The following is a 21111-nucleotide window of genomic DNA, read 5'->3' as shown; positions in this document are numbered from 1 at the left end:
CCCGGCCGTCCGGGTCAGGGCTTCGCCAGTTCCTCCAGCGGCACCCGAGGGCTGGTCAGGGCGTCCACGTCGACCTGCCGGCCCGAGCGGACCAGATCGCGGATCGGGTCGGTGACGTCCCAGACGTTGACGTTCATCCCGGCCACGACGCGGCCGTCGGCCAGCCAGAACGCGATGAACTCACGGGCGGCGACGTCCCCCCGGAACACCACCCGGTCGTAGCCGCCGGGCTCGGCGTACCCGGTGTACTCCATACCCAGGTCGTACTGGTCGGTGAAGAAGTACGGCACCCGGTCGTAGACGGCGTCCCGGCCCAGCATCGAGGCCGCCGCCACCTTCGGCTGGTTGAGGGCGTTGGCCCAGTGCTCGACCCGGATCGGCTTGCCGTACAGCGGGTGGAACGCGCTGGCCACGTCACCGGCCGCGAAGATGTCGGGGTGCGAGGTCCGCAGGTGCTGGTCGGTGCGGACGCCGTCGGAGACCTCCAGCCCGGCCGCCTCGGCGAGCCCGGTGTTCGGGCTGATCCCGACGCCGACCACCACGGCGTCCGCCGGGACGAGGGTGCCGTCGTCCAGGCGGACGCCCTCGGCGGCGAGTTCGGCGATCCGGACACCGAAGCGCAGGTCCACACCGTGCGCCGCGTGCAGGTCGGCGAAGACCTGCGCCACCTCCCGTCCGAGCACCCGCAGCAGCGGGAGTTCCATCGCCTCCAGCACGGTGACCTCGGCGCCGGCCGCCCGGGCCGCCGCGGCCGCCTCCAGACCGATCCAGCCCGCCCCGACGACCACGATCCGCGCGCCGGGCCGGAACGCGGCCCGCAGCCGCTCGCTGTCCCCGACCCGGCGCAGGTACAGCGCCTCCGGCCGGTCCCCGCCGGGCACCGGGATCCGGCGCGGGGTCGAGCCGGTGGCCAGCAGCAGCTTCGTCCAGCCGAGCCGGCTGCCGTCGGACAGCGTCACCGTGCGGGCGTCCGGGTCGATCGCGGTGGCGGTGGTGCCCAGGCGTAGGTCGACCCGGTGCTCGGCGTACCACTCGGCCGGATGGACGAAGATCTTCTCCCGTTCGGTGCCGCCCTGCAGGTAGCCCTTGGAGAGCGGAGGCCGCTCGTAGGGGCGCTCGGGCTCGTCGCCGACCAGCACGATCGGGCCGTCGAATCCCTCCTCGCGCAGCGACTCGGCCGCCTTCGCCCCGGCCAGGCTCGCGCCCAGGATGACGTATGAGGTGTCCATACCCCGCTCCTTACCCCGTGTTCCGAGCGCCCATCACACCTGAGTGCCGATCCGGCCGGGCGCAGGCCACGCCGGAGTCACCCGGCCGGGCCGCACGGTCCAATCCGGCCCGGCCGGGCCGGCAGCACCTAGGCTGAGCTCGGCAGGACCGGAAGGAGCAGCTCCGAATGGGTGATCCGATGGGCGAGAAGACGGTCGACGAGAAGACGGTCAGGGTGCGCTGCGTGCCGGGTGCGCCGTGCTGGGTCAGTCTCACGGCCAGGGACCTCGACCTTGCGCAGGCGTTCTACGGACCGCTGCTCGGCTGGACCTTCGAGCCGGGGCCGGACCGCTGGGGACCGTACCTGCGGGCCGTGGTGGACGGTGTGGAGGTCGCCGGGCTGGGCATCATCGGCGGCGACTGGGAGGTCCCGGTCGCCTGGACGACCATCTTCGGCACCGAGAGCGCCGACCAGTCCGCCGACGGCGTCCGCGAGCGCGGCGGCACGGTGGGCGTCGGCCCGCTGGCGTTCGACGCCGGCCGGATCATCCTCGCCTCGGACTCCGCCGGGGCGGCCTTCGGCATCTGGGAGGGCGAGCCGGCCGAGGAGGTCTGGATGGGCGCGCCCGGCACCCCGTCCTGGATCGAGCTGCGGACCCCCGACCCGTTCGCGGCGGCGCTGTTCTACGGCGAGGTGTTCCGCTGGGACGGCCGGGACCCGGCGCACTTCGAGGTGCGCTACGAACACGAGCGGGTGGTGCTGCGGGTCGAGGGCCGCAGCATCGCCGCGCTGCGCGGCGCGGAGGCCGGGCTCGGCCCGCACTGGGAGGTGTTCTTCTCGGTCGCCGACACCGGGGCCGCGCTCCGGCAGGCGGTCGAGCTCGGCGGCAAGGTGGTGGGCGAGGCGGTCGACACCCCGTACGGGCGGGTGGCCCGGCTGAGCGATCCGGAGGGCGGGCTGTTCTCGGTGATCAGCCCGCTCGGCTGAGGTGGTGGCCGGCCCGTCCGGTCGGGTGCGGCGGGCCGGTGGGTGCCGCGGGGCCTCAGTGCCGCAGGCCCGCGAACAGGCGGTGCATGGCCTCCGGCAGTTCGTCCGGCACGGTGACCGGGCGGTGGAACTCGAAGCGGGCGTCCAGGAGTTGGGTGTCGCTCTCGCCGATCAGCCGGACCCGGAGGCCGAACCGGTCCAGTACGACGGGGACCACGCGGCGCGGGGCGCCGGCCGGGCCGCGCCAGGCGTGCCGGCCGGACGGCCGGTCGAGTGCCCGGCTGCCGAGCAGCTCCAGCTGGTCCGGGTGGGCGGCGGCGAGGTGCTGGAGCAGCGTCGCCTCGTCGCCCGCGACCGGGTCGGCGGCGGCGACCGCGAAGGCGCCCAGGTCGATGCAGCAGTCCGAGCCCCAGAGGTCCTCGACCGCGAGGTGGTCCAGGTCGAGGCGGAGCAGGGCGTGGCCGGCGGCCGTCCGGCGCGGGAAGAGCTGCTGGATCAGCTCGGCGCCCGCGGCCGGCAGCAGGGTCAGCCGGCCGTGGGCGTGGGCCCGCGCCCGGATCCGCTGCGGGACGGCGACGGGCGCCACGTCCACGGCCTCCAGCTCGGCCGGGACCTCCTCCTCGCGGGCGAGTGCCACCACCCGGTAGAGCGGCGAGGAGGTCTCCACCAGCACGGCGAGGGCGCCGTCGGGCAGGCCCGCGCAGGTCGCCAGCGGGGGGATGCCCGGCCGGTTGACCAGGTCGATGCCCGGCACGTCGACCACCACGGAGGAGGCGAACTGCAGGATGGTGCGGGCGCGTTCGGCGGCCGTCGGCGCGGTGCGGCGGGTGGTGGGCCGGTCGGCGACGCGGGTCGGCTGGTTCTCGGCGTGGGGCATCCGTCCTCCTCGTTTCTTAGGTGAGCCTAACCTAAGGTGATGGGGTGGGGAAGGTGGCACCGCCGACCGGGTCCGGAGCGTCGCAGTGTCGCCGACGTCGCCGGGCGGGCGCGGCTCAGGCCGGCCGGCGGTCGTTGAGGATCTTCTGGAAGAGCACGTGGTCCCGCCACTCGCCGTCGATCAGGAGGAGCCTGGGCGCCGTACCGATGCGTTCGAAGCCGCTCTTGGCGAGCACCCGCTGCGAACCGGGGTTGTCGGTCGCCGCGCCGGCCTCCAGCCGGTGCAGCCCGAGCTGCTGGTCGGCGGCCCGGCAGACCAGCGTCACCGCCGCGCTCGCCAGGCCACGGCCGACGTGCCCGAGATCGATCCAGTACCCGAGGTTGGCGCTCTGCAGCGGGCCGCGCACCACGTTGGACAGCGTCACGGCGCCGACGATCTCGTCGCCGTGCGCCAGTACGAACGGCGCCGTCCGCCCGGCCTCGCGCTGCTCCACCTGCTCGCGCAGCCTGGCCTCCTGGCCGGCCGGCGTGAAGAAGTCCTCGTCCCGGCGCGGGTCCCAGCGGCGCAGGTGCTCGCGGTTGCGCAGGTACGCGCGCAGCAGGGCGGCGGCGTCGTCCTCGGCGACCGGGCGCAGCAGGACGTCGGAGGTGACGGCGACGGATCGAGTGATCATCGGGTCACCGTACTCCGGCTCGCGGGTGGTGCGGGAGGGGTCGGCGTCAGGCCGTCGCGCCCAGCATCCGCAGCACCAGTTCGGCGTAGCGGCGGCCCAGTTCCTCGGGTGGCTCGCTGCTGCGCTCGGTGTACCAGCGGGAGACGTCGACGCCGAGCGAGGTGACGGCCCGGGCGGCGGTCCGCGGGTCGGACACCTCGAAGAGGCCCGCCGCGACGCCGTGTTCGATGATCCGGCGAACCGTTTCCTCGATCCGGATCCGCAGCTCCGCCACGGCGGCGAAGGTGTCCTCGGGGAGGGCGTGCAGCTCGTTGTTGACGATCCGGCCCACCGTGTGGCCGCGGGCGTGCCAGACGGTGAAGTCCTCGACCAGGCGTCGCATCTGCCGCACCGGATCGGTGCTCGCGGCCTCGGCGCGTTCGACCAGGTCGAAGGTGGCCTGGTGGCCGGTGCGGCTGATCTCGGCGAGCAGGGCGGCCTTGGACGGGTAGTGGATGTAGAGCGCGGCGGGGCTCATCCCGGCGGCGGTGGCGATGTCCCGGGTGGTGGTGGCGTGGTAGCCGCGCCGGGCGAACGAGTCCACGGCCGCGAGCAGCAGCCGCCGGGGGGCCTCGGTGCCTTCGCCGGGCCAGAGGTCGGCGGTCGCTGGGTCATTCATAGGACTAATCCTCGCAGATGGATCAATGCCGGACGGCTCGGCCTGTTGACAGTGTGGCCCGTCATCAAGATGCTGAGCAAGCGCTTAGTCACCCTCTCGAAAGGTACGGCGATGACCTCCTCCCTCAAGGGCCAGGTGGCCGTGGTCACCGGAGCCAGCCGGGGCATCGGCCTCGGCATCGCCCGCGAACTCGTCCAGCGCGGCGCCAAGGTGTGCATCACCGCCCGCAACGCCGAGCCCCTCGACGACGCCGTCCGCGACCTCGGCGGCGCCGACCACGCGATCGCGGTGGCCGGCAAGTCCGACGACCCCGCCCACCAGGAGGAGGCCGTCGCCCGCACCATGGAGACGTTCGGCCGACTCGACATGCTGGTCAACAACACCGGCATCAACCCGGTCTACGGCCCGACCCTGGACACCGACCCGGTCGCCGCCGCCAAGATCTTCGCGGTCAACGTGCTGGCGCCGCTGGCCTGGACCCGCCTCGCCCACGCCGCCTGGATGGGGGAGCACGGCGGCGCCGTCGTCAACCTCGCCTCCATCGCGGGCATCCGCGCCTCCCGGGGCATCGGCATGTACGGCGTCAGCAAGGCCGCCCTGATGCGGCTCACCGTCGAACTCGCCGCCGAACTCGGCCCGGACATCCGCGTCAACGCGGTCGCCCCCGCCATCGTCAAGACCAAGTTCGCCGAGGCGCTGTACGAGGGCCGGGAGGAGAAGGTCATCCGCTCCTACCCGCTCGGCCGCCTCGGCGTCCCCGAGGACGTCGCCGGCGCGGTCGCCTTCCTGCTCTCCGCGGACGCCGGCTGGATCACCGGCCAGACCCTGGTGGTCGACGGCGGAGTGACCCTCGGCGGCGGGCTGTGACCGGGCAGGTCGTCGTCGTCACCGGCGCCGGCCGGGGCATCGGCGCGGCGCTCGCCACCGCCTTCGCCGCCCGCGGCGACCGGGTGGTGGTCAACGACCTCGACGCCGCCTGCGCCGAGGCGGTCGCCACCCGGATCGGCGGCCTCGCCGTCCCGGGCGACGCCGCCTCCGCCGAGGGCATCGCCGCGCTGCTCGCCGCCACCCGCCGCGAGCTGGGCGCCGTGGACGTCTACTGCGCCAACGCCGGCGTCGCCCCGACCGGCGGCGCGGACGCCGGCCCCGAGGCCTGGGCCCAGGCCTGGGAGGTGAACGTGATGGCCCACGTCCGGGCGGCCGAACAGCTGCTCCCCGAGTGGCTGGAGCGCGGCGAGGGCCGCTTCCTCGCCACCGTCTCGGCGGCCGGCCTGCTCACCATGCTCGGCTCGGCCCCGTACGCGGTCAGCAAGCACGGCGCGCTCGCCTTCGCCGAATGGCTCTCCGCCACCTACCGGCACCGCGGCCTGAAGGTCCACGCGCTCTGCCCGCAGGGCGTGCGCACCGCGATGCTCGCCTCGACCGGAGACGTCGGGCAGGCCCTGCTCGAACCGACCGCGATCGAGCCGTCCGCCGTCGCCGACGAGGTGCTGCGGGCCATCGCGGCCGAGGAGTTCCTGATCCTCCCGCACACCGAGGTGGCCGACTACTACGCGGCCCGGGCGACCACCCCGGACCGCTGGCTGGCCGGGATGAACCGGCTGCAGCGCGGCCTGGAACTGTCCGCAGCGGCCGAGGAGGGCCACCGATGAACGCGGTGAACGCGATGAGGGCATGGCAGGTCGGCGCGCTCGGCGAGCCCGTCGAGGTGATGAGGCTTCGGGACGACGTGCCCCGGCCGATACCGGATGAGGGTCAGGTCCTGGTCCGCGTCCTGGCCGCCGCCGTCAACTTCCCGGACGCGCTGATGTGCCGGGGCCACTACCAGATCCGCCCACCGCTGCCGTTCACCCCCGGTGTGGAGCTGTGCGGCGAGGTGGTCGGCGGCGACGGCGGTGGCGGCGGCCGGGTGATCGGCACCCCGCTGCTGCCCGCCGGCGCCTTCGCCGAGTACGCGCTGATGGACGCCGCCGCGACCTTCCCCGCGCCCGACGCCCTGGACGACGCCGAGGCCGCCGCCCTGCACATCGGCTACCAGACCGCCTGGTTCGGGCTGCACCGCCGGGCCCGGCTGGCGGCCGGCGAGACCCTGCTGGTGCACGCGGCTGCGGGCGGCGTCGGCAGCGCGGCCGTCCAGCTCGGCAAGGCCGCCGGGGCCACCGTGATCGGGGTGGTCGGCGGCCCCGAGAAGGCCGAGGCGGCCCGGGACCTCGGCGCCGACCTGGTGATCGACCGTCGCGCCGAGAACATCGTCGCCGCGGTCAAGGAGGCCACCGGCGGTCGCGGCGCGGACGTGGTCTTCGACCCGGTCGGTGGAGACGCGTACACCGCCTCCACCAAGTGCATCGCCTTCGAGGGCCGGATCGTGGTGGTCGGCTTCGCCAGCGGCACCGTCCCCGCCCCGGGCCTCAACCACGCCCTGGTCAAGAACTACGCCGTGCTCGGCCTGCACTGGGGCCTCTACAACACCCACGACCCGCAGGCCGTCCGGCAGGCGCACCGGGAGCTCACCGAGCTCGCCGCCAAGGGCGTGGTCCGCCCGCTGGTCAGCGAGCGCCTGCCGCTGGCCCGTGCCGCCGAGGCCGTGCAGACGGTCGCCGCCGGCGCCAGCACCGGCCGGATCGCCGTCCTGCCGTAGCCCGCGCCGAAGGGGCCGCGCCGTATGGCGCGGCCCCTTCGGCCTGTCCGTGCCGTCGCAGGTGCGCAAGCGCCCGGCCACCCGCCGGCCGGGCGCCCCGTACCCGCCGCCGTCAGCCCACCGGCCCCGGCAGATCCACCAGCCCCGCCAGCGCGGCGCGGTGGTGGCCGGGTGTGCCGAGCGCCAGCTGGTCCGCCTTGGCCCGCTTGAGGTACAGGTGCGCCGGGTGCTCCCAGGTCATCCCGATCCCACCGTGCAGTTGGACGCACTCCTCCGCCGCCCGTACCGCGAGCGCGCCGCAGTGCGCCTGGGCGAGGGCCACCGCGACCTCCGCGTCGGGCCCGCCGGCCGCCAGGGTGTCGGCCGCGTACCGCGCCGCGGCCCGGGCCCCGACCGTCTCCAGCCACAGATCGGCCAGCCGGTGCTTGAGGGCCTGGAACGAGCCCAGCCGGCGGGCGAACTGCCGGCGCTCCTTCAGGTACTCGACCGTCGTCGACAGGCACCACTCGGCCACGCCGAGCTGCTCCGAGGCCAGCAGCCCGGCGCCGGTGGTCAGCGCCTGCCGCAGCGCCCGCACGGCCGGCCCGCCCTCGGCGAGCCGGCGCCCGGGCACCTCGTTCAGCGTCACGTCCGCGAGCGGCCGGGTCAGGTCCAGCGAGGTCCGCCGCGCCACGCCCAGCCCGGCCGCGCTCGCCTCCACCGCGTACAGCGCGGGACCGTCCGGCCCCTCGGCGGGGACGAGCAGCAGCTCCGCGGTCAGCGCGTCGGCGACCGAGGTGACCCGGCCGCTCAGCCGGCCGCCCGCCGCCGCCCGGACGGTCCCGGGGAAGCCGGCCCCGGGCGCGGTGGACAGCGGTACGGCGAGCGTGACGGTCCGGGCGCCGGCCGCCACCTCCGCGAGCAGCGGGTCCTGCGGGCAGGCCGCCAGCAGCAGCCCGGTCGCCAGGACGGCGCTGCCCAGGAACGGCACCGGAGCCACCCGCCGCCCGAGCTCCTCCAGCACCACGGCGGTCTCCCGCAGGCTCGCGCCCGCGCCGCCGTACTCCTCCGGGACGTGCAGTCCGGCGACCCCGAGCTCCACCGCCAGGCCGCGCCACAGCGCCGGGTCGTACGGGGACGGGCCCTCGCAGCGCGCCAGGACGGCCGAGGGCGGGCAGCGGTCGGTGAGCAGGTCCCGCACGCTGGCGCGCAGTTCCTCCTCGATCTCGGAGTAGAGCAGGTCGGGCGCGCTCATCGCGGCAGCTCCTTCCAGGGCATGTCCTTGTCGGTCCGGGGTTCGGCCGGCAGACCGAGCACCCGCTCGGCGATGATGTTGCGAAGGATCTCCGAGGTGCCGCCCTCGATCGAGTTGCCCTTGGCCCGCAGGTAGCGGTACCCGGCCTGGCGGCCGTTGAAGTCGACGGTCTCGGGCCGCCGCATCGTCCAGTCGTCGTACGCCAGGCCCTCCTCGCCCAGTAGTTCGACCTCCAGGCCGCTCAACTCCTGGGCGAGCCGGGCGAACGCCAGCTTCATCGCGGCGCCCTCCGGGCCGGGCTGGCCGACGGCCAGCTGCTGGCGCAGCCGTTCGCCCGCCAGCCGGGCCACCTCGGCGTCCACCCAGGCCTTCAGCAGCCGCTGGTGCAGCTCGTGGGTGCGCAGCTCGGGCCGCTCGCGCCAGGTGGCGGCGACCACGCCGACCATGCCGCCCTCGCGCGGCATGGCCTGGCCGCCGATCGCTACCCGCTCGTTGTTGAGCGTGGTCTGGGCGACCTGCCAGCCCTCCCCGACACCGCCGAGGCGGTGGGTGTCCGGGATCCGGACGCCGGTCAGGAACACCTCGTTGAACTCGGCCTCGCCGGTGAGCTGCCGCAGCGGGCGGACCTCCACCCCGGGGTCGGTCATGTCGCAGACGAAGTAGGTGATGCCCCGGTGCTTGGGCAGATCGGGGTCGGTGCGGGCGATCAGGATGGCCCAGCGGGCGGTGTGCGCGGTCGAGGTCCACACCTTCTGGCCGTCGACCCGCCAGCCGTCGCCCTCGGGCACGGCCCTGGTCGCCAGCGCGGCCAGGTCGGAGCCGGCGCCGGGCTCGCTGAACAGCTGGCACCACACCTCCTCGCCGGTCCACAGCGGCCGCAGGAAGCGCTGCTTCTGCTCCTCGGTGCCGTAGCGCAGGAGGGTCGGCGCGGCCATGCCCAGCCCGATGCCGATCCGGCGCGGGTCGTTGTCGGGTGCCCCCGCGGCCTCCAACTCGGCGTCCACCAGGGCCTGCAGGGCGCGCGGTGCGCCGAGGCCGCCGAGTCCGGGCGGGAAGTGCACCCAGGCCAGCCCGGCGTCGAACCGGGCCCGCAGGAAGTCCAGCCGGTCGGTGCCGGCGGGGTCGTGGTCGGCGAGCAACCGCCGTACCCGCTCGCGCAGTTCGGCCTCCACGTCAGCTCCTCCCGGTCCGCCGGCGCCCCAGCTCGCGCCGGGCCAGCGACCGCTTGTGGACCTCGTCCGGGCCGTCGGCGAGCCGCAGCGTCCGGTTGGCCGCCCAGAGTTGGGCGAGCGGGGTGTCCTGGCCGACCCCGGCCGCGCCGTGCGCCTGCACGGCCTTGTCGAGGATCCACTCGACCGTCGCCGGGACGGCGATCTTGATGGCCTGGATCTCGGTGTGCGCGCCCCGGTTGCCGACGGTGTCCATCAGCCAGGCGGTCTTCAGCACCAGCAGCCTGGCCTGCTCGATCCGGACCCGGGCCTCCGCGATCCAGTCCTGCACCACCCCCTGCTCGGCCAGCGGCTTGCCGAACGCGACCCGCTCGCTCACCCGGTCGCACATCAGCTCCAGGGCCCGCTCGGCGACCCCGATCGCCCGCATGCAGTGGTGGATCCGGCCGGGGCCGAGCCGTGCCTGGGCGATCGCGAAGCCCGAACCCTCGGTGCCGATCAGGTTCCCGGCGGGGACCCGGACGTTCTCGAACAGCACCTCGGCGTGCCCGCCATGGTCCTCGTCGCGGTATCCGAAGACGGTCATCCCGCGCTTCACCGTCACACCCGGGGTGTCCCGCGGGACCAGGATCATGCTCTGCTGGCGGCGCGGGTCGGCGCCCGGGTCGGTCTTGCCCATCACGATGAAGATCCGGCAGTTCGGGTTCATCGCGCCGGTGATGTAGAACTTGCGGCCGTTGACGACGTACTCGTCGCCGTCCCGCTCGATCCGGGTGGTGATGTTGGTGGCGTCCGAGGAGGCCACCTCCGGCTCGGTCATCGCGAACGCGGACCGGATCTCGCCGGCCAGCAGCGGCTCCAGCCACTGCTTGCGCTGCGCCTCGTCGCCGAACTCGGCCAGCAGTTCCATGTTCCCGGTGTCGGGGGCCGCGCAGTTGAGCGCGGCGGGGGCCAGCAGCAGCGAACGGCCGGTGATCTCGGCCAGCGGTGCGTACTGGAGGTTGGTGAGGCCCGCGCCGGGCCCGCCGTGCTGGTCCACGAAGAAGAGGTTCCACAGGCCGCGCGCCCTGGCCGCGGCCTGGAGCTCGGCGACGACCGGCGGGACGGTCCACGCCTCCCGGGCCGGGTCGGCGAGTTGGGCGGCCAGCACCGGCTCGGCCGGGTGCACCAGCTCGTCCATGAAGGCGAGCAGCTGCCCGCGCAGCTCCTCGGTGCGGGCGTCGTAGGCGAAGTCCACGGTCAGTGCTCCTTCAGCTTCAGTGCGGCGAGACCGAACTGCACGAAGGCGGGCACGAGTTCACCGACCCGGTCGAAACCGGGGCCGACCGTGCCGCCCTTGGTCCAGCGGTAGTGGATGCCCTCCAGGACGACGGCGAGCTTGAACGAGGCGAAGCCGACGTACCAGCCGAGCGCGGACACGTCCCGTCCGGAGCCCGCGGCGTAGCGGGCGACCAGCTCGTCGGTGGCGGGGAAGCCCGGGGCGAGCACGGCGCCGGGCAGGACCCCGTCGAAGCGGCGGGCCAGCTCGACGTACATCACCAGCAGTCCGAGGTCGGTCAGCGGATCACCGACGGTGGACATCTCCCAGTCCAGGACGGCGGTGATCCGGTCGTCCCCGTCGACCAGCACGTTGTCCAGCCGGTAGTCGCCGTGCACCAGGGCGGGCGCGGGGGACTGCGGCAGGGCGGCGGCCAGGTGCGCCTGGAGTTCGTCGATCCCGGCGACCTCGCGGCTGCGCGAGGCCGCGAGCTGCTTGCCCCAGCGCCCCAACTGCCGCTCCAGGAAGCCCTCGGGGCGTCCGAAGCCGCCGAGCCCGACGGCCTGCGGATCCAGCGCGTGCAGCGCGACCAGGGTGTCCACCAGGTGCAGCCCGAGCCCGTGCACCCGCTCGGGGCCGAGGCCCGCGAACTGCTCCTCGTCCCGGTAGACGGTGCCGGGGGCGTACTGCATCAGGTAGCACGGCGCCCCGGTCACCTCCGCGTCCTCGATCAGCAGCAGCGGCTCGGGGACGGGCACCGCCGTCGGATGCAGGGCGCCGAGCACCCGGAACTCGCGGGCCATGTCGTGCGCGGTGGCCAGGACGTGGCCGAGCGGCGGCCGGCGCAGCACCCAGCGGCCGGTGCCGTCCTCCAGCAGGTAGGTCAGGTTGGACTTGCCGCCCTCGAACAGCCGGGCCCGCAGCGGCCCGTCCAGTAGGCCGGGCAGGTCCTGGTCGATCCGCTCGCGCAGCCGCGCGAGGTCGAGTCCGGGAAGGGCTGCGGGGGCGTCCGGTGAGTCCGGTGTATCCGGTGTGTCCGGGGCGTCCGGGGCGTCGCTCATGGGCTCCTCGCCTGGGTGGCACGGATGGGACGGGCATGACTAAGCGCTTGCTTAGAATCCCTGCGAGGTGTCGCCCTTGTCAACGGTCGGGACCCGTCGAGGCCATCGCGGCCGCCCCGGTCCCTCGGGCCCGGGGCGGCCGCGCGCTGCTTTCGGCTACCTGCGGCCGAGGTCGGCGGCGATCCGGTCGCCGAGGTCCTTGTCGATGGTGCGCCAGTACTGCAGGGCCCGCTCCAGGACCGGCCCGGAGACCCCCCTCTGCAGATGGCCGCTGACGTTCGAGACCAGCCGCGCCCGCGCCGCGTCGTCGAGCACCTGCCGGACCATGGTGCCGGCCTGGCCCCAGTCGTCGTCCTCGCGGTGCAGCGGATACGCCTCGCGGACCATCCTCCCCTCCACCTCCCAGCCCAGCGGCGCGCCCCACAGCTCCGGCCGCGCGTCAGGCCCGCCGTAGGAGTTGGGCGCGTACGGGGTCTCGGCCCGCGAGGCGTCGAAGCGCATCGGCCCGTCCTTGGCGTACGAGTGCACCGGCACGTGGGCCCGGTTCGGCGGCAGCTGCGCGTAGTTGGGGCCGATCCGGTAGCGGTGGGTGTCGGGGTAGGAGAAGATCCGGCCGAGCAGCATCTTGTCGGGCGACACCCCGATGCCGGGCACCAGGTTGGACGGCTCGAAGGCGGCCTGCTCGATGTGGACGAAGTAGTTGTCGGGGTTGCGGTTCAGGGTCATCCGGCCGACCTCGTGCAGCGGGTGGTCGCCGTGCGGCCACACCTTGGTCAGGTCGAACGGGTTGAACCGGTAGTCCCAGGCCTCGTCGAACGGCATCACCTGGACGTACAGCGTCCAGGACGGGTGGTCACCGTTCCTGATCGAGTCGTACAGGTCGCGCAGGTGCGCGTCCGGGTCCTCGCCGGCCATCAGGTCGGCGTCCGCCTGGGGGAGGAAGTCGACGCCCTGGTCGGTCTTGAAGTGGTACTTCACCCAGAACCGCTCGCCGCCGGCGTTGACCCACTGGTAGGTGTGCGAGCCGTAACCGTTCATGTGGCGCCAGGACTTCGGGATGCCGCGGTCGCCCATCAGCCAGGTGACCATGTGCGCGGACTCGGGGGACAGCGTCCAGAAGTCCCACTGCATGTCGTTGTCGCGCAGGTGGGTGTCGGGCCGGCGCTTCTGCGAGCGGATGAAGTCTTGGAACTTGATCGGGTCCCGGACGAAGAAGATCGGGGTGTTGTTGCCGACCAGGTCGTAATTGCCCTGCTCGGTGTAGAACTTGAGCGCGAAACCACGGGGGTCGCGCCAGGTGTCAGGGGTACCGAGCTCCCCGGCGACCGTCGAGAACCGGGCCAGCATCTCGGTCCGCTTGCCCGGCTGGAACAGGTCGGCCGTGGTGAACTGGCTGACGTCCTGGGTGACGTGGAAGAAGCCGTAGGCGCCGCCGCCCTTGGCGTGCACCACTCGCTCCGGGACGCGTTCCCGGTTGAACTGGGCCATCTTCTCGATCAGGTAGTGGTCGTGCAGCAGGATCGGGCCGACCGGGCCGGCGGTCAGCGAGTCCGAGTCGCTCTCGACCGGGACACCGGCGTTGTTGGTGGTATGCGGGACATTTGCTCCGGACATGGTGGCGGGGCCTCCTAGCGGTACGGCGGCGTACCTGCGGGGGCAGCGGGCGCTCCGCTGCGGCCGCTCTCGACACAATCACCGACCGTCTGGTCCCACAACCGCGGAGCCCGGCCGGTGGGTACCGGCCGGGCTCCGCGGATTCGTCGGGAGGGATCAGTGACCGCCCTCGTCGACCACCTCGACGTCCTCGATCATCTGCTCGATCAGGTGCGCGGGCAGTGCGACCCGGGTGGCCCAGGAGTAGATCGCCATCGCGAAGACCGCGACCACGCCCATGTCCCACCACATCGGCAGGTGACCCTGGCCGTCGCCGAAGCTGCCCTGCCAGGAGATCACGCCGAGGCCGAGCAGGTAGGCGGGCAGCCACTGGGCGGCGCGCCAGTCCAGCTTGGGCGCGTTCGGCAGGCCCTTCTTGGTGGCGTAGGCGGCGTAGCTGCCGAGCAGCACGTAGCCCAGCACGATGGCGATGCCGAGGCGCGCCAGGGTGTGCCAGCCGGTCCAGTAGATGATCAGGCTGGCGACCACGAAGGACAGCGGGGCGATGATCGCGCCGCCGGGCAGGCGGTACGAGCGCTCACGGTTCGGCAGACGACGGCGCAGCGCACCGAAGGCGAGCGGGGCACCCGCGTACATCAGCACCGAGGCGGAGGTGATGAAGCCGACCAGCTCCTGCCAGCTCGGGAACGGCAGGAAGCAGATCACGCCGGTCAGGAACGAGATGGTGAGGCCGAACCACGGCACGCCACGGCGGTCGACCCGCTCGAACAGCTGCGGGGCGTAGCCGTTCTTGCTGAGGCCGTAGGAGATCCGGGAGGTGGAGGTGGTGTAGATCAGGCCGGTGCCGCCGGGCGACACGATGGCGTCGAAGTACAGCACCCAGGCCAGCCAGCCGAGGCCGACGGTGGTGGCGAGGCCGGCGAACGGGCCGCTGATGCCGGGGAAGTCGAGGTTCTCCCAGCCGCTGGCGAAGGAGGTGGCGGGCAGCGCGGCGATGAAGACGACCTGCAGCAGGACGTAGATCATCGTGCCGATGGCGACCGAGCCGAGCACCGCGCGCGGGATGTCGCGCTTCGGGTTCTTGCTCTCACCGGCGAGCTGGATGGCCTGCTCGAAGCCGAGCAGGGCGAAGATGATGCCGCTGGTGCTGATCGCGGCGAGGATGCCCTTGGTGCCGAACGGCGCGAAGCCGTGCGAGGTGAAGTTGCCGCCGTGGAAGTTGGACACGGCGAGCACGAAGATCGCGAGCAGCGGCACGAAGATCTTCAGCCAGGTGGCGGCGCTGTTGGTGTGCGACAGCACCCGGACGCCGAGGAAGTTGACCGCGACGAAGACACCCATGAGGAAGACGGCGACGATGAATCCGCTGACCGTCAGGGTGCCGTTGTCGTTCAGGAAGCCCTTCGCGAACTCCCAGTGACCGGCGTAGCCGATCATGGCCTCGACCTCGATCGGCGCGACCGTCGCGGCCTGCAGCCAGGAGAACCAGCCGAAGGACATGCCGGCCAGGCCGCCGAAGGCGTAGTGCGGGTAGCGCGCGGTGCCGCCGGCCACCGGGAACATGCCGCCCAGCTCGGCGTGCACGAAGGCCAGCAGGACGATCGCGACCGCCCCGATGCCCCAGGAGATGAGCGCGGCGGGGCCGGCGACCATGACGGCGTTCTTCGCGCCGTACAGCCAGCCGGAGCCGATGATCGAGCCCACGGAGGCCCAGAGCAGGCCGATCAGCCCGACCTCACGTCGCAGCGAACGGCTGCGACCCGGCGAACCGGTCGGTGGGGCGGCTGAGGGGGCGAGCTGGTCGACAGAAGCCATGGGGGTAGGCAGCCTCTCGGTGAATGGCAGGTGGAGGTTGAGAGTTGCCCAAGGCTAGGTCGAGGGTGCGGTCGCACAACAGACGCGAAGCCGAATAGTTACATTCACGGGGTGGGCTTCACCGGTGCTGCACATATGGCGCCTGTCGGTACATATCTGCAGGTCAGGCCGGATGCTGTAGAAATTTGAGGAACATTTGAGAATTCTCGCATCGCGGTATCGGTTCGCCGGTCAATGCATAGTCATGAGGGGTTGCGGCCCGAGAATCCGGCCCTGCCCGCAAGGATTTATACATGATTTGATCGATGGTTGATGTGGTGCATGATCTGCCGCGGATCCGGTGAATCGAAGGGATCCGGGCGGCGAGAACGTCAGCCGGTGCTGTCCTCGGCGGGCGCCGGAGCCTTGACGGAGTGCCCGGAGGCGTCCGCGGCGTACCAGATCGAGCCGAACCGGTTGAGCTCCTGGCCGGACACCTCGCCGGCGCTGGTGTCCTCGGCGCACAGGTACAGCGGGCGACCGTTGTAGAGCACCTGGAAGGTCCCGTCCGCGCGGAGGCTGGTGCCCAGCAGGCCGTCGTCGGCGCCGGGACCGGCCACCGGGAATCCCTTCGTGGTCAGCGGCGGCAGTGCGCTGGCGCAGTCGTCGTAGCAGGTGGACATGGTGGTGCTGTCGCCCTCGAAGACGTAGAGCGTGCGGCCCTGGGCGTCGACCAGGACCGGGCCGAGCCGATTGCTGCTCGCGACGGCGACGGCCGCACCGGGCTCGGCCACCGCACCGGCCGCACCGGCCGCGGGAGCCGCGGGAGCCGCGGGTGTGGGCGAGGCCGAGACTGCGGGCGACGCGGGCGCGGTGGCGGCGCCCGAGGCGCCGGGGCTCGGAGAGCCCGGGGCGGCCGGGGCGGTGGCGGCACCGGAGGGCCCGGCGGTGGCGGCCGGAGCGACGGCGGCCAGGGCCGGTACGGCCGCGGGGGCGACCAGTGCCGTGGCCGTGGCGGTCACTGTGGCGGTCACCGTGGGTGTCGGTGCCGCCGGGGGTAGCGGACGCCATTCGGTCGCGCAGCTGCCCACCGTGACGACGAGCAGCGCGGCGGACGTGAACGTGGCTGCCTGGCGGGTCCGGCGCATGCGCTGCTCCTCGGGCGGGGGTGGTGGCGCTTTCCTCCACTACCGCCCGGGTTCAGCTTCCCGGCCACCGCAGGCGAGGCAGCGTCAGCGCCTGGGGGGAACGAATTGCCCTGGATGGTTGATCGGCGGACCGCGGCGAGGGCCGCCCCGGCGGGCGGTGCGCTCGGGGCGCGGGCGTTGCCGGGTGGTGGGTGTGCCGGGTGGTGGGTGTGCCGAGTCGCGACTGTGGGCGGGCTCGGACCTGGTGGCCCCCCTGGGGGGCGATCGGCGTGCGACGGGGCGCCCGGCGCCCGGCGCGCTGCTCAGCTCGCGGCGGCGCTCTCGTCCTCGGGCGCCTGGGGTGCCTGGGGTGCCTCGGGTGCGTCGGGTGTCTGGGGGGCCTGGGGTGCGTGGGGCGCCTGGGGTGCCTGGGGGTCCTCGGGCTCCGCAGGCTCCCCGTCGCCGGGCATCTCGCCGTGCTCGGCAGCGGACTCCTCGGCGGACCACACCGTCTGGTCACCACCGCGCCAGCCGACCAGGTCGGGGTCGCTCAGGTTGGGTTCCTCGACGCCGGCCCGGCGGATGAACTCCGCCACGTCGGCGGCATCGAAGGCCTTGCCGACCGCCCGCCCGTAGATCTCGACCCGCCGGTACGGCCGGGGGCCCCGGGTGGGCGGGCGCACCACGACCGGCGGGGTGAAGATGTCCCCGCTGCTGCTGCCCTGTGTCTCGCCCATGCATCCAGTGTCACTCAGCCCGAACGGGACCGTGCGGAACGCGTCGGCCGGCGGTGGGGGTGGGCCGCTCGGGGGTGGGGTGGTCCGGGGCGGCGGGCGGTGGGTCCGCGCGGGCTGTTCGGGCCTGTTCGGGCGGGTCGGGGTTGGTCGGGCCCGGCCGGGCCGGGGCGGGGTGTCGGGAGGGGCGGGCGCTGGGCCTTCCGGGTGACCGGGCCGGGTCGCCGGGCGGGGCACGGGGTCGCGGGGCTGGGCTGCGGGGTTGCGGGGTCGTGGGATCGAGTGGGACCGGCCCGGCGGTTCGTTCAGGCGCCGAGGAACTCGGCCGAGCGGGCGCGCATGGCCGCGACCAGATGGGCGGGTGCCGTCGCCGGGCTGCCTGCGCCGTACGGGGGCTCGGGGGCGTACTCGGTCATCAGCTGGATCGCCTGGGCGACCTGGTCCCCGGCGATCCGGCCGGCCAGCAGGAGGGCGAGGTCGATGCCGGCCGAGACGCCGGCGGCGGTGGCGTACTTGCCGTCGATGACCGTCCGGTCGGTGGACGGGACGGCGCCGTGCTCCGGTAGCCGGTCCAGGGCGAGCCAGTGCGAGGTGGCCCGTCGGCCCTTGAGCAGTCCGGCGCCGGCGAGGATCAGGGAGCCGCTGCAGACGGAGGTGGTCCAGGTGGTGGTGGCGTCCACCCTGCGGATCCAGTCGAGCAGGGCTTCGTCGCTCATGACGGTGGGCTGCCCCGGGCCGCCCGGGACGAGCAGGATGTCCGGCGAGGTGACCTCGGCGAGCGAGGCGTCGGCGACCAGGGAGAGGAAGCCGGTGTCGGCGCGGACCGGTCCGGTGCGGGCGGCCGTGAAGACCACCTCGGCGTCGGGCAGCCCGGCGAGGATCTCGTACGGCCCGACCGCGTCGAGAGCGGTGAACCGGTCGTAGAGGAGGATTGCTATTTGCATGAGCGCAACCGTTCATGAAGTAGTAGATGGTGACGTTGCCGTGATTGTTCACTGAAGCGTGAATGATCAGCGATGGGGGAATGGTTCGCCTTGCGTGAATAGTCGGCGCCTGGTGAACGGTCCACCGCTGGTCTATGGCTGCTGACCTGCGAATATTCACGCCGCCGTTAACATTCACGCCCCGGTGGCCGCCTCCGGCGCCTCAGCCGGCCATGGTCAGCGCCGCAGCCGTCGGAGGTCGGAAGCGCCGGCGGTACTCGGACGGCGGGATGCCCAGCCCGCGGACGAAGGCGCGCCGCATCGCTTCGGTGGAGCCGTAGCCGGCGGCCCGCCCGATCTCCTCGACGCCGTACCCGGTCTCCTCCAGCAGCCGCCGGGCCGTCTCCAGTCGCACGCCGTCCACGTACCGTCCCGGTGTCACCCCGACCTCCGCCGTGAAGGTGCGGGCGAACTGCCGGGGTGACAGCGAGGCGCGTTCGGCCAGCGCCGCGACCGAGAGGTCGTCGCCCGGGTTCTCGGTCACCCACCGCTGGACCTCGCGCAGGGCGTCCCGTTCGGCGATCTGCCCGGCCAGCTGCATGCTGAACTGGGCCTGCCCGCCCGGCCTTCGCAGGTACATCACCAGGTGACGGGCGATGGCGAGTGCCGTACCGCGGCCGAAGTCCTCCTCGACCAGGGCGAGCGCGAGGTCGATCCCCGCGGTGACGCCGGCCGAGGTGGAGATCCGGCCGTCCCGGACGAAGATCGGTTCCGGATCGAGCCGGACGTCGGGAAAGCGGCGTGCGAACGTGTCGCAGTAGGCCCAGTGCGTGGTGGCGCGGCGCCCGTCGAGCAGTCCCGCCTCGGCCAGCAGGAAGGCCCCGGTGCAGACCGACACCACGCGCTCGGCGCCGGACGCCAGTTCGGCGATCCGCCCGACCAGCTCCGGCGCGGCCGGGCCCCGGGTGCCGCGTCCGCCCGGCACCAGCAGGGTGTGCGGGGGCACGGCCAGGTCCAGGTCCTCGTCGGGTACCAGGGTGAGCCCGCTGGAGGTGCGGACGGGCCGGCCGCCCGGGCTTGCGGTGCGGATCCGGTAGGCGGCGGGGATCCCGCCCCTGGTCTCCGCGGCGCTGAGCACTTCGAGCGGGCCGCTGACGTCGAGGCTCTGGACCTCGTCGAAGAGGACGATGAGGACGTTCCGGTTGGGCATGGCGCAAGCCTGGCAGCGTGGACGAGACGGCAGCAAGGTCGTCCTTCCCACCTTTTCTGCCATCGCCGCCGCCGCTCGCCGTTCGCCGTTCGCGGCTCTCCCTCCCCTCCCCGCCCCTCCCCGCCCGTCCGACCCCCGCCCGTCCGGCCCCTGCCCGTGCGGAACGCCGAGGGCCGGTCCGCCGCCCCGTCGAGGTGACGGAGCTGTGGACCGGCCCGGTGGGACGGCGGGTTGCTGCCAGGGTCAGTGCTGCCAGACCCGCACGTAGTCGACCTGCATGTCGGCGGGGGCGAGGGTGTTGCTCGCGCTGCTGCTCTCGACCGCGTTGTTCAGGATCAGGTACTGCGGGGTGGAGGTGATGCCGGTGGTGATCTGGCCGACCTTCACACCGTCGTAGTAGTACGTGACGGAGCCCGGGGCCCACTCGGCGCCGTAGGTGTGCCAGCCGGTGAAGGAGCCGGGGGCGCAGGAGCCCGGGCCGCCGGAGGGCGAGTGGAAGTGGTAGCAGGCCTTGCCGCCGAGGCCCTCCATGACGTCCATCTCACCGTCGGTGGGCCAGTTCTGACCGTCCGTCCAGAACGCCGGCCAGTTGGCGATCTGCGTGCCGGAGGCCGGCAGGTAGATCCGGGACTCGAAGGCGCCGTAGGTGAACTCCGCCTTGCCGTTGCTCTGCACCATGCCCGAGCGGTACGGGTAGGTCTTCCCGTTCACGGTGGTGGGCTGGGCGACGGCCGCCAGGTGCAGGTTGCCGCCGCTCACGGTGGCCTGGGACGGCGCGTACGCGGCCGCCTCGGAGCTGTTCACCGGGGGCGTGGTGCAGGTCGGGCAGCCGAGCCAGTTGGAGGTCCACTTGTTGGAGTCCACGGCCGAGCCGTTGAACTCGTCCGCGAACACCGAGCGCCAGCTGCCCGGGATGCCGGCCGGCCCGCCCGAGGTGCTGGGGGAGGCGGTCGGGGTCGGGGAGAGGGTCGGGGAGGCGGTCGGCGACGGGGTGGGGGTCGGCGTCGGCTTCACCGTCGGCGTGGGGGTCGGGGTCGCGAACGGGCTCGAGGTCACGCTGGGCGACGGGGTGGGGGTCGGCGTCGGCGTCGGCTTCACCGTCGGGGTCGCGGTCGGCGTGCTGGTCGTCGGCGCGCTGGTGGTCGGCGCGCTCGTCGGCGACGGGCTGGGGGCCGCGGTCGGCTTCGGCGCGGTGGTGGGCGTCGCGGTCGGCGTCGGGGTGGGCGTGGGCGTCGGGGTGACCGCCGCGCCGGTGGACGTGAAGGTGGCGGTGGGCGTGAGGTTGTGCCACGCGTTGTTGGCCTTGTACGCCACGAAGTACTGGTAGGTCCCGGCCGGGAAGGTGCGCGCCTCGGGCTGGAAGGTCTGCTGCGTGCCCGTGAGGGTGGTCGCGATGGCGCCGCGGAAGTCGTAGTTGGCGCCCTTGGCGTCCCGGACGGCGATGGTCAGCGACTGGACCGGGATGCTCTTCGCGGAGTGCAGCTTGGCGGTGGCGGTGACCTGGGCGGTGCTGCCCGGTGCGGCCGGCGTGATGGTGAGCGAGTCGACGACCACCGGCTCCGCGTTGCGGGCCGGGGCAGCCCACGCGGCGCTGCCGGCGCCGACCGCGGCGACTGCGAGGCCGAGGGCGACCAGCCGTCGGCGGGTCACCGGCGTGGGGCGGCGGTGCTTGGAGTGTCTGGGCATGCTGTGGGGGAGCCTTTCGTTTCCCCCCTCGGACAGGCCCGGACCACGTTCCGTTGGGAAGGAGGTGGTCCGTTCAGTCGTGGACTCTGCGGGACGCGACGGTGGCAGCGCAAGCCCGGTTCGCGGCCGCGGCGAGATCAACTGGGTCGCATACCTGCCCAAATTCGCTGGTGGGCGGGGGTGGTGGCCCGCCCGGCCGCCGCCGCTGTGACATCCGGCACAGGTGGCGTCCGTCTCAAGGGAGTTGGGTACGCCTGC

19 protein-coding genes are annotated in these 21111 nt (G+C 73.4%); 4 read left to right on the top strand and 15 right to left on the bottom strand.

Going from position 1 to position 21111, the window contains the following annotated elements; translation table 11 throughout:
* Positions 1-14: 14 nt before the first annotated feature.
* Entirely contained in the window at positions 15-1229 is a 1215-nt protein-coding gene (locus tag OG871_RS09570) for an NAD(P)/FAD-dependent oxidoreductase (protein ID WP_371495916.1), read from the bottom strand.
* A gap of 167 nt (positions 1230-1396) precedes the next feature.
* On the opposite strand from OG871_RS09570, the gene OG871_RS09565 reads away from it, so the two are divergent.
* Positions 1397-2197 (top strand): VOC family protein, encoded by an 801-nt coding sequence (locus OG871_RS09565; RefSeq protein ID WP_371495914.1) that lies wholly within the window; start codon positions 1397-1399, stop codon positions 2195-2197.
* 55 nt (positions 2198-2252) lie between these two features.
* Here OG871_RS09565 and OG871_RS09560 read toward each other — a convergent pair whose 3' ends face one another.
* From OG871_RS09560 to OG871_RS09550, 3 genes are all read right to left on the bottom strand, one after another.
* Positions 2253-3074 (bottom strand): hypothetical protein, encoded by an 822-nt coding sequence (locus tag OG871_RS09560; RefSeq protein ID WP_371495912.1) that lies wholly within the window; start codon positions 3072-3074, stop codon positions 2253-2255.
* 115 nt (positions 3075-3189) lie between these two features.
* Positions 3190-3747 (bottom strand): GNAT family N-acetyltransferase, encoded by a 558-nt coding sequence (locus OG871_RS09555; protein WP_371495910.1) that lies wholly within the window; start codon positions 3745-3747, stop codon positions 3190-3192.
* 46 nt (positions 3748-3793) lie between these two features.
* Positions 3794-4405 carry a TetR/AcrR family transcriptional regulator gene (locus OG871_RS09550; protein ID WP_371495908.1) on the bottom strand — a complete coding sequence of 204 codons (612 nt, stop codon included), beginning with the start codon at positions 4403-4405 and terminating at the stop codon, positions 3794-3796.
* A 111-nt stretch (positions 4406-4516) separates the two neighbouring features.
* On the opposite strand from OG871_RS09550, the gene OG871_RS09545 reads away from it, so the two are divergent.
* Genes OG871_RS09545 through OG871_RS09535 form a run of 3 tightly spaced genes read left to right on the top strand, consistent with a single transcriptional unit; the run spans position 4517 to position 7043 of the window.
* Complete coding sequence (locus OG871_RS09545; protein WP_371495906.1) at positions 4517-5272, top strand: SDR family oxidoreductase; 756 nt, start codon at positions 4517-4519, stop codon at positions 5270-5272.
* Complete coding sequence (locus tag OG871_RS09540; protein WP_371495904.1) at positions 5269-6057, top strand: SDR family oxidoreductase; 789 nt, start codon at positions 5269-5271, stop codon at positions 6055-6057. Before OG871_RS09545 ends, OG871_RS09540 begins: the two co-directional genes overlap by 4 nt.
* Positions 6058-6071: 14 nt before the next feature.
* The gene (locus OG871_RS09535; protein ID WP_371503258.1) at positions 6072-7043 is read left to right on the top strand and encodes an NADPH:quinone oxidoreductase family protein; all 972 of its coding nucleotides are present in this window, start codon (positions 6072-6074) and stop codon (positions 7041-7043) included.
* A 112-nt stretch (positions 7044-7155) separates the two neighbouring features.
* Here the strand turns inward: OG871_RS09535 and OG871_RS09530 are convergent, their stop codons facing one another.
* The 11 genes from OG871_RS09530 to OG871_RS09480 form a co-directional block, all read right to left on the bottom strand.
* On the bottom strand, positions 7156-8277 hold the full coding sequence (locus OG871_RS09530; RefSeq protein ID WP_371495902.1) for an acyl-CoA dehydrogenase family protein: 1122 nt from the start codon (positions 8275-8277) through the stop codon (positions 7156-7158).
* Positions 8274-9449, bottom strand: a complete 1176-nt coding sequence (locus tag OG871_RS09525) for an acyl-CoA dehydrogenase family protein (RefSeq protein WP_371495900.1) — start codon at positions 9447-9449, stop codon at positions 8274-8276. The genes OG871_RS09530 and OG871_RS09525 overlap by 4 nt, the downstream gene beginning before the upstream one ends.
* Before the next feature lies 1 nt (position 9450).
* Positions 9451-10683 carry an acyl-CoA dehydrogenase family protein gene (locus OG871_RS09520; RefSeq protein ID WP_371495898.1) on the bottom strand — a complete coding sequence of 411 codons (1233 nt, stop codon included), beginning with the start codon at positions 10681-10683 and terminating at the stop codon, positions 9451-9453.
* A 2-nt stretch (positions 10684-10685) separates the two neighbouring features.
* Positions 10686-11765, bottom strand: a complete 1080-nt coding sequence (locus tag OG871_RS09515; RefSeq protein ID WP_371495896.1) for a phosphotransferase family protein — start codon at positions 11763-11765, stop codon at positions 10686-10688.
* Between the two features lie 156 nt (positions 11766-11921).
* Positions 11922-13379, bottom strand: a complete 1458-nt coding sequence (locus OG871_RS09510) for a catalase (RefSeq protein ID WP_371495895.1) — start codon at positions 13377-13379, stop codon at positions 11922-11924.
* 156 nt (positions 13380-13535) lie between these two features.
* On the bottom strand, positions 13536-15194 hold the full coding sequence (locus tag OG871_RS09505; protein ID WP_371495893.1) for an APC family permease: 1659 nt from the start codon (positions 15192-15194) through the stop codon (positions 13536-13538).
* A gap of 371 nt (positions 15195-15565) precedes the next feature.
* Positions 15566-16321 carry a hypothetical protein gene (locus OG871_RS09500; RefSeq protein ID WP_371495891.1) on the bottom strand — a complete coding sequence of 252 codons (756 nt, stop codon included), beginning with the start codon at positions 16319-16321 and terminating at the stop codon, positions 15566-15568.
* Positions 16322-16623: 302 nt separating this feature from the next.
* Positions 16624-17037 (bottom strand): hypothetical protein, encoded by a 414-nt coding sequence (locus OG871_RS09495; protein WP_371495889.1) that lies wholly within the window; start codon positions 17035-17037, stop codon positions 16624-16626.
* Positions 17038-17339: 302 nt separating this feature from the next.
* A complete protein-coding gene (locus tag OG871_RS09490; protein ID WP_371495887.1) occupies positions 17340-17978 on the bottom strand; it encodes a DJ-1/PfpI family protein in 639 nt (212 codons plus the stop codon).
* Positions 17979-18180: 202 nt separating this feature from the next.
* The gene (locus tag OG871_RS09485) at positions 18181-19167 is read right to left on the bottom strand and encodes a GlxA family transcriptional regulator (RefSeq protein WP_371495885.1); all 987 of its coding nucleotides are present in this window, start codon (positions 19165-19167) and stop codon (positions 18181-18183) included.
* A gap of 243 nt (positions 19168-19410) precedes the next feature.
* Complete coding sequence (locus OG871_RS09480; protein WP_371495883.1) at positions 19411-20853, bottom strand: family 16 glycosylhydrolase; 1443 nt, start codon at positions 20851-20853, stop codon at positions 19411-19413.
* Between the last annotated feature and the right edge of the window lie 258 nt (positions 20854-21111).

Origin of the sequence: Kitasatospora sp. NBC_00374 (genome assembly GCF_041434935.1) — a bacterium.
Taxonomy (GTDB): Bacteria; Actinomycetota; Actinomycetes; order Streptomycetales; family Streptomycetaceae; genus Kitasatospora.
The sequence above is the reverse complement of the archived record's forward strand: the minus strand, read 5'-3'. Positions and strand labels throughout refer to the sequence as shown.

What these genes read in the sequence shown, in the direction of transcription:
- OG871_RS09570 (WP_371495916.1), bottom strand. Translation starts at nt 1,229, where the DNA reads ATGGACACCTCATACGTCATCCTGGGCGCGAGCCTGGCCGGGGCGAAG.
- OG871_RS09490 (WP_371495887.1), bottom strand. Translation starts at nt 17,978, where the DNA reads ATGCAAATAGCAATCCTCCTCTACGACCGGTTCACCGCTCTCGACGCG.
- OG871_RS09530 (WP_371495902.1), bottom strand. Translation starts at nt 8,277, where the DNA reads ATGAGCGCGCCCGACCTGCTCTACTCCGAGATCGAGGAGGAACTGCGC.
- OG871_RS09495 (WP_371495889.1), bottom strand. Translation starts at nt 17,037, where the DNA reads ATGGGCGAGACACAGGGCAGCAGCAGCGGGGACATCTTCACCCCGCCG.
- OG871_RS09480 (WP_371495883.1), bottom strand. Translation starts at nt 20,853, where the DNA reads ATGCCCAGACACTCCAAGCACCGCCGCCCCACGCCGGTGACCCGCCGA.
- OG871_RS09510 (WP_371495895.1), bottom strand. Translation starts at nt 13,379, where the DNA reads ATGTCCGGAGCAAATGTCCCGCATACCACCAACAACGCCGGTGTCCCG.
- OG871_RS09550 (WP_371495908.1), bottom strand. Translation starts at nt 4,405, where the DNA reads ATGAATGACCCAGCGACCGCCGACCTCTGGCCCGGCGAAGGCACCGAG.
- OG871_RS09505 (WP_371495893.1), bottom strand. Translation starts at nt 15,194, where the DNA reads ATGGCTTCTGTCGACCAGCTCGCCCCCTCAGCCGCCCCACCGACCGGT.
- OG871_RS09555 (WP_371495910.1), bottom strand. Translation starts at nt 3,747, where the DNA reads ATGATCACTCGATCCGTCGCCGTCACCTCCGACGTCCTGCTGCGCCCG.
- OG871_RS09560 (WP_371495912.1), bottom strand. Translation starts at nt 3,074, where the DNA reads ATGCCCCACGCCGAGAACCAGCCGACCCGCGTCGCCGACCGGCCCACC.
- OG871_RS09485 (WP_371495885.1), bottom strand. Translation starts at nt 19,167, where the DNA reads ATGCCCAACCGGAACGTCCTCATCGTCCTCTTCGACGAGGTCCAGAGC.
- OG871_RS09515 (WP_371495896.1), bottom strand. Translation starts at nt 11,765, where the DNA reads ATGAGCGACGCCCCGGACGCCCCGGACACACCGGATACACCGGACTCA.
- OG871_RS09545 (WP_371495906.1), top strand. Translation starts at nt 4,517, where the DNA reads ATGACCTCCTCCCTCAAGGGCCAGGTGGCCGTGGTCACCGGAGCCAGC.
- OG871_RS09565 (WP_371495914.1), top strand. Translation starts at nt 1,397, where the DNA reads ATGGGTGATCCGATGGGCGAGAAGACGGTCGACGAGAAGACGGTCAGG.
- OG871_RS09500 (WP_371495891.1), bottom strand. Translation starts at nt 16,321, where the DNA reads ATGCGCCGGACCCGCCAGGCAGCCACGTTCACGTCCGCCGCGCTGCTC.
- OG871_RS09535 (WP_371503258.1), top strand. Translation starts at nt 6,072, where the DNA reads ATGAGGGCATGGCAGGTCGGCGCGCTCGGCGAGCCCGTCGAGGTGATG.